The organism is Paraflavisolibacter caeni, assembly GCF_025628885.1.
Lineage (GTDB): Bacteria > Bacteroidota > Bacteroidia > Chitinophagales > Chitinophagaceae > Flavisolibacter > Flavisolibacter caeni.
The window spans coordinates 51,394-62,982 of the sequence record NZ_JAOTIF010000034.1 but is presented as its reverse complement, the minus strand read 5'-3'; the positions used below and the strand labels follow the sequence as shown (position 1 = coordinate 62,982).

13 protein-coding genes are annotated in these 11,589 nt (G+C 41.1%); 7 read left to right on the top strand and 6 right to left on the bottom strand.

The genetic code is table 11. The features are described from left to right. Positions 1 to 539 precede the first annotated feature (539 nt). Complete coding sequence (locus tag OCK74_RS25385; RefSeq protein WP_279299919.1) at positions 540 to 1,145, bottom strand: hypothetical protein; 606 nt, start codon at positions 1,143 to 1,145, stop codon at positions 540 to 542. Positions 1,146 to 1,599: 454 nt separating this feature from the next. Between OCK74_RS25385 and OCK74_RS25380 the strand changes: the two genes are divergently transcribed. The 5 genes from OCK74_RS25380 to OCK74_RS25360 all read left to right on the top strand — a co-directional run bounded on the left by OCK74_RS25380 (position 1,600) and on the right by OCK74_RS25360 (position 5,275). Next, positions 1,600 to 2,139, top strand: a complete 540-nt coding sequence (locus OCK74_RS25380) for an RNA methyltransferase (RefSeq protein ID WP_279299918.1) — start codon at positions 1,600 to 1,602, stop codon at positions 2,137 to 2,139. 123 nt (positions 2,140 to 2,262) lie between these two features. Beyond that, complete coding sequence (locus OCK74_RS25375) at positions 2,263 to 3,204, top strand: UbiA-like polyprenyltransferase (protein ID WP_279299917.1); 942 nt, start codon at positions 2,263 to 2,265, stop codon at positions 3,202 to 3,204. Between the two features lie 2 nt (positions 3,205 to 3,206). Beyond that, on the top strand, positions 3,207 to 3,614 hold the full coding sequence (gene ruvX, locus OCK74_RS25370; RefSeq protein WP_279299916.1) for a Holliday junction resolvase RuvX: 408 nt from the start codon (positions 3,207 to 3,209) through the stop codon (positions 3,612 to 3,614). Between the two features lie 138 nt (positions 3,615 to 3,752). Continuing rightward, positions 3,753 to 4,340, top strand: a complete 588-nt coding sequence (gene def, locus OCK74_RS25365) for a peptide deformylase (RefSeq protein WP_279299915.1) — start codon at positions 3,753 to 3,755, stop codon at positions 4,338 to 4,340. Beyond that, on the top strand, positions 4,337 to 5,275 hold the full coding sequence (locus tag OCK74_RS25360; protein ID WP_279299914.1) for a hypothetical protein: 939 nt from the start codon (positions 4,337 to 4,339) through the stop codon (positions 5,273 to 5,275). The genes def and OCK74_RS25360 overlap by 4 nt, the downstream gene beginning before the upstream one ends. 25 nt (positions 5,276 to 5,300) lie before the next feature. Here OCK74_RS25360 and OCK74_RS25355 read toward each other — a convergent pair whose 3' ends face one another. Then, the gene (locus tag OCK74_RS25355) at positions 5,301 to 6,353 is read right to left on the bottom strand and encodes an RluA family pseudouridine synthase (RefSeq protein ID WP_279299913.1); all 1,053 of its coding nucleotides are present in this window, start codon (positions 6,351 to 6,353) and stop codon (positions 5,301 to 5,303) included. Positions 6,354 to 6,395: 42 nt separating this feature from the next. On the opposite strand from OCK74_RS25355, the gene lipB reads away from it, so the two are divergent. After that, the gene (gene lipB / locus OCK74_RS25350; protein ID WP_279299912.1) at positions 6,396 to 7,109 is read left to right on the top strand and encodes a lipoyl(octanoyl) transferase LipB; all 714 of its coding nucleotides are present in this window, start codon (positions 6,396 to 6,398) and stop codon (positions 7,107 to 7,109) included. On the opposite strand, the gene OCK74_RS25345 is transcribed toward lipB, so the two are convergent. Together OCK74_RS25345 and OCK74_RS25340 are read right to left on the bottom strand one after the other, a co-directional pair. Next, complete coding sequence (locus OCK74_RS25345) at positions 7,106 to 7,837, bottom strand: hypothetical protein (RefSeq protein WP_279299911.1); 732 nt, start codon at positions 7,835 to 7,837, stop codon at positions 7,106 to 7,108. The two genes, lipB and OCK74_RS25345, sit on opposite strands and share 4 nt — an antisense overlap. A gap of 56 nt (positions 7,838 to 7,893) precedes the next feature. Continuing rightward, positions 7,894 to 8,781, bottom strand: coding sequence for a 1-aminocyclopropane-1-carboxylate deaminase/D-cysteine desulfhydrase (locus OCK74_RS25340; RefSeq protein WP_279299910.1), 888 nt, complete (start codon positions 8,779 to 8,781; stop codon positions 7,894 to 7,896). A gap of 59 nt (positions 8,782 to 8,840) precedes the next feature. Here OCK74_RS25340 and OCK74_RS25335 point away from each other — a divergent pair, with 59 nt between their 5' ends. Beyond that, positions 8,841 to 9,740, top strand: a complete 900-nt coding sequence (locus OCK74_RS25335; protein ID WP_279299909.1) for a sugar phosphate nucleotidyltransferase — start codon at positions 8,841 to 8,843, stop codon at positions 9,738 to 9,740. A gap of 44 nt (positions 9,741 to 9,784) precedes the next feature. On the opposite strand, the gene OCK74_RS25330 is transcribed toward OCK74_RS25335, so the two are convergent. Together OCK74_RS25330 and OCK74_RS25325 are read right to left on the bottom strand one after the other, a co-directional pair. Next, positions 9,785 to 10,891, bottom strand: a complete 1,107-nt coding sequence (locus tag OCK74_RS25330; RefSeq protein WP_279299908.1) for a S1 family peptidase — start codon at positions 10,889 to 10,891, stop codon at positions 9,785 to 9,787. Then, positions 10,888 to 11,454 (bottom strand): RNA polymerase sigma factor, encoded by a 567-nt coding sequence (locus OCK74_RS25325; RefSeq protein WP_279299907.1) that lies wholly within the window; start codon positions 11,452 to 11,454, stop codon positions 10,888 to 10,890. Before OCK74_RS25325 ends, OCK74_RS25330 begins: the two co-directional genes overlap by 4 nt. Positions 11,455 to 11,589 lie beyond the last annotated feature (135 nt).

Sequence of the window (11,589 nt, the reverse complement as noted above, 5' to 3'; positions counted from 1 at the left end):
TACGTGACCCGTACGTACAGTGGTGTGAGAGGCGCTCCCTGCTACCTACCAGTGGCAGGGCCGTCTACTCGATTATGGCACGTGCAAGTTTGTAAAACAACTGCGGTTTAAACCGTATTCCATGCTTCCTTTTATTTCCTTATAAGACGATTATTTAGCCAAACGGTAAAACCATACAACAGTACCAAAAAGATTAATGTTTCCATAAATGCCAAATGAGTTTCCTTAGGCAGCTTATGGCCACTTGCAATTGCTGTGACCCACATAAGCAGGTCAGCTGCGGCTAATAGTATTAAGATAATCCTTATGGTATTTAATAATGTTTTCAATTTTGAAGTTTATAGCATGCTTGGCTTAACATGTGCCATAACACGCAAATCTCGTCATATGCCAGTTTCAAACAAAATCCGTTTAACATATTCAGATTCAATGCCATTTCATTGCGTTTTGATGTTGCCCAATCTGCATGAGCCCATCCGTAGTGCTCATCTGAAAACATGGAAAACGCAACCAATTCCTATTTACATACCAAACCTCTGCTAAATCTGCAATACTTCTAAACCTCCCGGCTCCTTTCCAAAAACACCTACCACCTCAAGCCCCACAGCCTGTTCTTTCTGCCATACCACCTTCCAGGCTCCCACCTGCCCCCAACCCTTCAGCCTACCCGTATCCCCCATGAACCATTCCCCCTTCACCACCCTCACATCCGCCATCTCCCTTCTTCCACTACTCATCATGCCTCTCACCGCCAGTTGCTTACGGAGCCACTGCTTATCCCCCTGCATCCTCATATACAACCGTATAGCCGCCTGGTAGACATGCTTCCTCTTCTTCCTCGGCAGTGATTTCCGAAACGCCTCCTTCCTTTCCGGATCCGAGAGGATCCACTGGGCATAGACCACCGCCTCCTTAAACAAATCCCTCCTTACCCTTTGCTTTTCAGAGGCTACTATTCTGCTCATATCCGGGTACTTGGTGATCACAATCCTTTTCTTCCACTTCTTTTTCTTGTTCCCCCTGTAGTGCTTCACCACAAAGCACTTCCCAATCGTACCCCGGATCATGCCCAACAACAGCCTAGGTACCTGCTTGCCATCCTTGATCACCACCCGTTCTTTACTATTGATATAGACCTGTTTCATTGCTCATCCATTTACCCCCTAAAGCTAGGGCTGCCCATTCACCCCTCCAACCCCTCTGGCCGTTTTGGCAGGAAATGGCAGGAAATGGCCGCTTTTGTCCGCTTCCCCTTCAGGTTCCAGGTAGGGATCCTTCGTACCTCAAGTATACCTGAAGCATACCATCAGTATACCTAGAGTATGACAACAGTATGCCACCTTCGTTCCTGGGCCTCTAAAAAGCATCTTTTCTTCCCCTTTCCTCCTCACTCTTCAGCCCAACCATACCCCCATATCCAATACCTCCATATCCCTATCCCACCTCAATAAACTATCATCTATTATCAGTCTCCCCCCTTCGAATCATCCCATTTTCAAATTTTCAAAACCTTTCCCGCTTTGCGTGGCTCCAAAATTTCAAATTCCTCATTCGTCATCCCCATTCCCAACATTCATCTTGTTGGTTTAGCTTTGCGCCATGCGAAAATTGAGCATGGACGAATTGAACCGCAAGTCGGTTGAAGAATTTAAAGAGTCGGAAAAGCTGCCGATTGTAGTCGTATTGGAAAATATCCGCAGTGCATACAATGTGGGCAGTGTGTTCCGTACAGCCGACGCCTTTTTACTTTCTGGCATATATATGTGTGGCTACACGGCCTACCCGCCACATAAAGAAATCAAAAAGACAGCCTTAGGGGCCGAGGATACAGTTCACTGGAAACATTATAAAAAGGTCGAAGAAGCCATTGAAGAGTTGCGTGCCGACGGCTATACCATTTATTCGGTAGAGCAGGCCAAAAACAGTATCCCCTTAAACGAATTTAACGGCACTGCCAATGCCCAACAAAAGATAGCAGTGATCCTGGGTAACGAAGTATCTGGCGTAGAGCAGTCAACCATAGCGCTCTCGGACGGCTGTATTGAAATACCTCAATTGGGCATGAAGCATTCCCTGAATGTTTCCGTTGCAGCAGGGGTCGTGCTTTGGGAATTGGTCAGGGCAAGGATCTCTGAGTAATGATTTTTCTCATCTGTTGTTTTGGAGGATTTTGTAGAAAATTGGGGAAGTAATGAATAATTTCGCAAAATAGAGTATCCTATCCCTTATTCAGATGTATTGAATACGCATATTATTTATCAAATGATCAAGATAAAGAACTACTTAAGCCTTATCAAGTTTTCTCATACCATCTTCGCTATGCCATTTGCGCTGATTGGATTTTTCCTGGCAGTTATTAATATCAGGAGCATTATTCAGAATATCCGCGAATCCTATAACGGGGTGGTTGGTGTTTCTTTCGGCAATAATATACCCGTTGATTTTAATGGTTTTCTGATCAAGTTCTTGCTGGTTATTCTATGCATGGTGTTTGCCCGTAGTGCGGCTATGGCTTTTAACCGGTACCTGGACAGGCATTTTGACGCACTCAATCCCAGGACTGCAATCCGGGAAATCCCCAAAGGCATCATAACACCCCAAAATGCGCTGATATTTACGATTGCTAATTGTCTTTTCTTTATTGCCTGCACTTTCTTTATCAATAAACTTTGCTTTTTTCTTTCTCCTGTGGCCTTAGCCGTTGTGCTGGGGTATAGTTATACCAAACGATTTACTCCGCTCTGCCACCTTGTTTTAGGATTAGGACTCTCTTTGGCACCCATCGGTGCGTACCTGGCGGTAACCGGTCAGTTTCACTGGTTGCCCGTTTTGTTCTCTTTTGCCGTTATTTTTTGGGTGAGTGGTTTCGATATTATCTATTCACTGCAAGATGAAGATTTTGACAAGTCGCAGAAATTGTATTCCATGCCGTCCTGGTTAGGAAAGGCCAGAGCCCTCCGTGTTTCTGAGGCACTTCACTTATTCAGTGCGGCTTGCGTGGTGGCTGCTGGTAGGCTAGGACATTTTGGGCCTTTGTACTGGATAGGCGTTTTGATATTTGGTGGCATGCTGATCTATCAGCACTCAATTGTTAAGCCCAATGACCTGCGCCGGGTAAACCTGGCTTTTATGACTGCCAATGGCATTGCCAGCGTAGTCTTTGCCGTATTTGTCATCATGGACTTATTCATCTCAGCTTCTTAATTATGCCCCGGATACTCTCAATTGACTATGGCGGTAAGCGGACCGGTTTGGCTGTGACAGACCCTTTGAAAATCATAGCCAGTGGCCTGCGTACCGTTGAAACGCCCAAGCTGATGGCTTTCCTTAAGGAGTATATAGCAAAAGAGGATGTTGAACTCATCATTATTGGAATGCCTGTGAACTGGGATGATTCCGATACACATGCTACCCCCTTAGTGAAAAAGTTTATCAAAGCGCTTCAAAAGACTTTTCCCCAGATACCTATCAAGGAAGTAGATGAGCGGTTTACCTCCAAATTAGCTTCTCAAGCCATGCTGGATATGGGTTTAAAGAAAAAGCAAAGGCAAAACAAAGCCCTGGTGGACGAAATTGCTGCTACCATAATGCTCCAGGAATATTTGAACAGGTAATCGACGGATTACGATTTATGATTTATGATAACTGATTGCAGGCCTTGTTCCTTTATTTTTGCACCTGATTTTAATATTTATTGTGATTTGCTTTCGACCCTTTTAGTCGTACAATGCAAATTGTAAATTCTAATTTGAATGATTCTTCCAATTGTAGCTTACGGAAATCCTATATTACGAAAAGTGGCTCATGATATTGATGAGCAGTATCCTGACCTCAAAAAGCTGATAGAGGATATGTGGGAAACTATGTATGCAAGTAATGGTGTTGGCCTGGCTGCGCCACAAATCAATAAAGACATCCGCCTTTTTGTTGTAGATAGTGCACAGATTTTTGCCAATATGGATGAAAAAGACAAAGAGGAAGAAAACTATCCCGACGACCCGGGGATCAAACAAACGTTTATTAACGCCCATATTGTAGAAGAGCTTGGAGACGATTGGGTGTACAATGAAGGTTGTTTAAGCATTCCTAAAATAAGAGAGGATATCTATAGGGCCGAAGAGGTTACCCTGGAATACCAGGATGAAAACTTTGTAAAGCACACGAGGACTTTTATTGGTATCACAGCCCGTATTATTCTGCATGAATATGATCATATAGATGGTAAATTATTTATCGATCATATTTCTCCATTGAAAAGGAAATTGATCAAGAGAAAATTAGATGACATCGTGAAAGGAAATATTAAGGTTGATTATAAAATGTCTTTTGCAAAAAAATGAGACGGCTGATATTCATTGCAGTTTCATTTATCTTTTCCTGCCCCTTGATAGCTCAAAAAGATTCTACTGATGCCGAAGCTTTGAGCCGGATGATCAGCTTGAGTGAAGTTGTAATTCGCAGTGATCTGGATGTGCCAAAGTTTCTGAAGCAAGTCAGATTCGACACTTCTTTTTATAAGGCCTTCCGTAACCTTAGGGTTCTGAGTTTTACCTCATTCAATGATATCCGGATGCTCGATAAAAAGGGCAACCAGAAGGCTTCGCTTCAAAGCAAAACGAAACAAAACAGGCAAGGCAGTTGCCGTACCATGGATGTTTTAGAAGAAAAAAAGAATGGTGATATATGTGATGAGGATGGAAATTGGAATTATTACACTGCAGAACTCTATGCAAGCCTGTTCTTTACACATGGAAAAGTGTGTGGCGAGTCGAACGTGGTACAAGGAGTAGAAAGAAAGGTGAGAGAAAAAAAAGGCCTTGAGAAACATAAAGAACAACTCAAAATGATGTTCTTTAACCCAGGAAAGAAGATCCCCGGCATTCCTTTTATTGGGGATAAACTGGATGTTTTTGATAAAGGGGCTGCACAGTTATACGATTTCAATATAGATCTTGATGAGTACAAAGGGCAGCTTTGTTATGTTTTTTCTATCAAAGCCAAACCAGGTTTAAGCAGCAGTAAGAAGGATAAAATCGTGTTTGATAATATTACCACCTGGTTTCATCCAAAAACCCTGGAGATCATTGCCCGAAATTATGATCTTAGCTATGACGCTGGCGTCTATGATTTTGATGTAAGTATGGAAGTGCAAATGACCCACTTTGGCAATTATCTTGTTCCCCAGGTGATTCGCTATAAAGGAGATTGGGATGTGGCGTTCAAGAAAAGAGAAAGAGGGGCATTTACAGCTACCTTGTTTGATTTTAAGCTTTGAACAGGAATCCGGAGGATTTAATGAATTAGGGTTTCTTTATATAATTTCTCCACTTTTCAATAACTGCTTTCATATCGTTTGCCAATTCCGATTCGAAGAACATTTGCTTTCCTGTAACCGGGTGGATAAAACCCAACGTCTTTGCATGTAATGCCTGGCGTGGGCAAATTGCAAAGCAGTTATCTACATATTGTTTGTATTTGGCATAAACGGTGCCCTTGACAATTTTATCACCGCCATAAAAATCATCATTGAATAAAGGGTGGCCGATGTGTTTCATGTGCACCCTAATCTGGTGTGTACGGCCTGTCTCGAGTTTACATTCTACAATTGTTACATAATTAAGACGCTCCAGCACTTTATAGTGTGTAATAGCTTCTTTACCATGATCTCCTTCCGGATAAGCTGCAAATAATTTCCGGTAACGCAGATTTCTACCCACATGGGCTATAATAGTTCCAGAGTCTTTTTCCACTTCACCCCAAACGAGTGCGATGTATTTCCGCTGCACTGTATGATCAAAGAACTGTTTTGCCAGTGCACTCATCGCTTTATCTGTTTTGGCCAAAACCAGTAAACCACTGGTATTTTTATCAATCCGGTGCACCAATCCAAAGCGTGGCAGTGTGTTTTCTGTGATCCCGGGATTTTTTTGTTGCAGGTAGTAAGCAACGCCATTAAGCAAGGTGCCGGAATAGTTTCCACTTCCCGGATGTACCACCATACCTGCAGGTTTATTGATAATCATGATACTCTCATCTTCGTAGACGATGTTCAGATCCATCTTTTCGGGAACGATATCCGTAGTTTCCGGAGACATGTCAGAGTAAACCACAATCTTGTCAAAGGCTTTTATTTTGTAATTCTGCTTGACCTGTTTGTCGTTGACCAGCACCATACCAGTATTGATTGCCTGTTGCAATTTATTGCGGGTAGCCCCTTCTATCCGGTTCATTAAAAACTTGTCTATACGATACGGTTCCTGGCCTTTATCAGCCACAAATTGAAATCGTTCGTAAAGCTCGTCATTGCTTTCTGCCGTATCGTCCGGCAAGTTCAATTGTTCTTCAGAAGCCATAAGCCACAAAAATAAAGGGGATTGGGATGTAAATTTGCAGTTATGGAAAAGCAAAAGGTATTGTTTCGTGATTTAGGTCAAATGGATTATAAAGCTGCCTGGGAATACCAGGAGCGTTTGCTGCAGGAAAATGTAAGGTTAAAGTCGGTTGAGAGTGGGGTGGTACAGGAAGATTTTTCTAAGACAACAAATTATTTGCTTTTTGTTGAACATCCTCCTGTATATACGTTGGGGAAGAGTGGAAAAATGGAAAATGTCCTGATCAATGATTCGGAGCGCGAACAAAGAGGCATTCAGTTTTTCCATACCAATCGGGGAGGTGATATCACTTTCCATGGAAAAGGACAGATTGTAGGCTATCCAATTTTTGATCTCGAAAAGTTTTATACAGATATTGGCCGTTACCTGAGAGAGTTGGAGGAGGTGATCATATTGACTCTGGCAGAATATGGCATTGTTGGCGGGCGTTCTGCAGGCGAGACAGGGGTTTGGATCGATGCTTTGGAAAAAGGTAAGGAGCGAAAAATATGTGCTATGGGCGTTAGGTGCAGCCGTTGGGTGACGATGCATGGTTTTGCCTTAAACGTCAATACCGATCTTAGTTATTTCAACCATATCATTCCATGTGGCATACAAAATAAAAAAGTTGCTTCCATCCAGGAAGAACTGGGGAGGGGAGTAGATATGGAAGATGTAAAAGACAGGCTAAAGAGAAACTTTGAAAAGGTGTTTAATGTTGAAATTTTAGGCAATTAGAAATCTCTTGCTAAATAAAACTTATTCTTTTCTACCAGTTTGTCATCGTTGTACAATTCAAAATGGAACCAGCCTGAGTGAATAAAGTTTGCTTTATCCAATGTTAGCGCGGATTCCTTGATATTTTTCAGTTCAAACAAAAAGGTGTTGTCTTCTTCGAAGAATTTGATCCGGTATTTTTTCTGATCTGCATCTGGCAGGTTGATAAACAAGTATCCATCACCATTGGTATAAACATATACAGAAGGAATATACTCCGGCTTCTTAATCACGGTTTGCTGTGTGATAATTGAGCTATCTGTTTGGGAGGGCGTATTAATGACAACAATCTTCTTTTCACCGGTTTTGGGGTCAACAGTTACTTGTGTTACAACACGAGCTGTATCTAATACAGGTTTTTTGGCGGGTGAGAAAAAGAACATCCCCTTATCCAGCATGATAAATAGCCTGTAGTACATATGGTCGTTCGTTGCTTTTGTATCTGCAAATCCATTTTGAATGGCATTGGGGTCGGCTACACTCAAAATAGTTTTATAGATACCCAGCGAATCATACGCTCGTTGAATACTGATTTGTTTCACCATTTCATATTTATTCACCCAACCCACAATAATGCGGTTATTGCCTACATTTTTAACTGAAAACTTTGGAAGTGTATCCTGCGCTGAAACAGAAAACCTGACCAATACTAAAACCAAGATAACCAAAGAGTACTTCAAACACTTCATACCCGTACAATGCTATTTAAAGATGGCAAAGATAGTTTGCCATCTTTAATGAATATTTAAAATAACAAACTCCCTTCTGGTAAAGAGCGATTTCCTTGCAGGCCACCGCTGTGGATCAGTAAAATATTGGAATTAGAGGGGAAAAAGTTCCGGGCAACTAATTGTTCGAAAGCATAAAACAGCTTTCCTGTATACACAAAGTCCGAAGGAATTCCGGTTTGCAGGTACCATTGATTCATAAAGTTTAACAATTCGGAAGGACTTTTTGCATATCCACCAAAATGAAAATCATGCAGAATTTTAAAGTTGGATTTGTCTGGAATAAGTTGTTCTACTGAATTATTGAGGCTGAAATTGTTCTTCATAACGCTGATTCCTATTAATTCCTGATAAGGTTGTGAGGCTTTTAATAAGCCTGCCAGTGTAGTGCCGGTACCAACAGCTGTCAATAAATGGGTATATGATTTTATATCTGCATCTTCAATAATACTTGCTGCTCCCAACATTCCTAAATAACCATAGCCTCCTTCATTGACAAAATATAATTTTTCATATTCATGTTTGGTATAGAGCTCCTGAGGAATTGATTTCTTTTTATATTCCTCTCTTGATAGAAAAATCAGGTGCATGCCAAAAGCAAGAGCATCCTGGAGTGTATTCGACAGGTTTTTGGGGCGCTCCCCCCTGATGATACCAATACTTTCAATGCCAAAGCTTTTACAGGCTGCTGCTGTCGCCACAATATGGTTAGAAAAAGCGCCGCCGAAAGTCACAATGGTTGATTTACGCTGCTCCTTGGCTTCCTTCAGGTATTCTTTTAGTTTATACCACTTGTTTCCAGACACAACAGGGTGCACCATGTCCAACCTCAAGACACTGGCTTTTAATGAACCAGGTAAATTTATTATATGTATTTCTGGCTGAACTTTTCCAGGAAACTGCATGTATCAAAAAGTAAGTTGTTAATTTATTTATTTTCGCTTCCAACTTTTAAAAGTACATAATGAAACCTACATTAGTGATTATGGCTGCCGGCATGGCTTCCCGTTACGGCAGCATGAAGCAAATACAGCAATTTGGCCCTGGTGGTGAAACCATCATGGATTATTCAATTTATGATGCAATCAAAGCGGGCTTTGGAAAAGTTGTGTTCATCATTCGTAAAGATTTTGCTGAAGATTTTAAAAGCATCTTTGAACCAAAGTTGAAAGGCAAAATTGAGACAGATTACGTTTACCAGGAAATGACAGCCTACCTGGATGGTCATACTGCACCCGCTGAGAGAACCAAACCTTGGGGGACATCACATGCCATTTTATGCGCCCAGGGAATCGTGAATGAACCATTTGCGGTGATTAATGCTGATGACTTTTACGGCAGGGACGCTTTCCAAAAAGCTCATAACTTCTTAGTGAACGGATGCGATAACAAAACATTTGCTTTGGTTGGTTACGAGTTATCCAACACACTATCAGAAAACGGTTCTGTTAGTCGTGGCGTATGCGAGGTTGATGATAATGATAATCTTGTTCAGATCAACGAACGACTGAAAGTGTATAGGGACAACGGTGCTATTGTATTTGAAGAAAGTGATGGCATTAAGCATCCTATTTCTGACCGTTCCAAAGCTTCAATGAACTTTTGGTGTTTTGCCCCATCGATCTTCCCATTTCTGGAAAAAGAATTTAAAGCATTCCTTGATAAAAATATCAGCAATATCAAAGCTGAATTCCTGATCCCACTTTCTGCAAGTGACTTTGTGAAAAAGGAAGGTGGTGTGATCAAAGTAATTCCTACAGCAGCCAAGTGGTTTGGTGTAACCTATAAAGAAGATGCTCCTGTAGTGAAAGAAAACCTTAATCAGTTGGTTACCGAAGGTGTGTATCCTCAGAAGTTGTGGTAGAATTTAAAGAAAAATCCCTCTCAGCTTTTGAGAGGGATTTTTCTTTAATTTACTTTCACCATATAGACATAGTCAGAAATCTTCTTAACCTGTTGCATGCGGTCAAGATTTTTGATAGAAGAAGTTGACGGCATTTTTACCTTTTGGTAAGCTGTGTCTTTCTGCAACTGGTTCAGGGCTGAATAGATGAATTTTGATTGTGTTGCAAATACGACACCTTCAGCACTGGTTTGCTTTGTACTTAAGATACCAATTACTTCCCCATTATGATTCAGGATTGGGCCTCCACTGTTACCCGGATTGGCCGCAATGGCAATCTGGCAAGTAAGGGTGTCACCGTTAAAGCCAGTTTTGGCTGATAAGTAGCCTTCACCATACACAATATCATTCCTGGGGAAGCCTAAAGTATAAACAGGTTCAGCTAAATCTGCATTTGAGCGTTTAATGCTGTAAGGGATTGATTTTGGTGCTCTATAGGCAGAATCCTCGATTTTTAAGATAGCAAGGTCGCGGTCAACGTCAACATATACAATTTTCACTTTTAAATCCTTGCCATCGCTATTCTGAACTGCAATATATTTTGCATTGGCAATTACATGGGCATTGGTGACGAGTAAGCCTTTGGCGTCAATCAAAAAGCCGGTTCCCCCTGTTTTATAAGTCACTGCAGGGGCCGTTCCGATCTGGTCTTTCACCTCATTAATTTGCTTGCCCAGCATTGCATTCTTTTGGTTCAACTCATTAAATTTCCTATTAAGTTGTGCAATTTCTTTGCGTGGGGTAGTAGGGGAAATAGACCAAACCAGTGCACTGATTGTAAGCGCGGTTACGCCTGCGATGGAAGCAGCAATTGCAGCCACCCTTTTATACCTGTTTACGAGGTATATGACTTTGGCCCTGCCCTTCAGGCGCGTGGATTTGATCGCTCCTTTTTCTGCAAGGTCAATATGAATGTCATTTAAACCACTTTTGAACTTTTTCATGTCATCAAAGCGGTTCATCTGGTGTAAAAAGAAGGTGTGCTCCACCACTAACTGGTCGATTTCCGGATTACTTTTACGTAATCCTTCAAATTGAACGCGTTCATCAGGGGTCATTTGCCCGTTGATATACCGTTCAACATCTTCCAGTAATTTAAAGTCATCTATCACGGTTCGTAATTTTTATATTGACTAAAGAATAGCTTTTTTAAACGCATAAGGCACTTGTATTTCTGGGTTTTCGCATTATCAGCATTTGTATAACCAAAGCTTGCAGATATTTCCTGCATTGAACGTTTTTGGATATAAAATGCATCTAAAAGGCTCTTACAGGGTTCGCCTAAACTGTTAATAGACCTTTCCATCATATTGAATTCTGTATTAATCCGTTCGTGGTCTTCTATATCATCATCTACTTTTACCAGTTCATTATCTGATTCTTCTACGATTAAAAACCTGTTCTGTTGCATTAAGCGCTTCAGCCACAGACGTCTGCTTACAGAATATAAAAAGGTGCTTAAAGAACAGTTAAGAATAAAGGAATCTGATTTTGCTTTTTCATAAAGTACAATCATTGCTTCCTGGAAAATATCCTTTGCATCTTCAGAAGTGCCATTATTTTTAATAACCAGGGCTTGTACCATATTAAAGTTGTCTTTATAAATGGCTTCAACAGCCTTTCTGTCGTTCCTACCTAAACCCTGTAATAATAATGTCTCTTTTTCTATTGTCACTATCTATTATTTAATACGGAAAACTAAAAATAGTAACCCGGCTGATTGTTAAAAAAAAAATATTACAAAAAGTGGGTTACCTTTTTTCAACCTGCGTATTAACCCTTGTAACTGCGCAGGAAATAATTGTAGAGT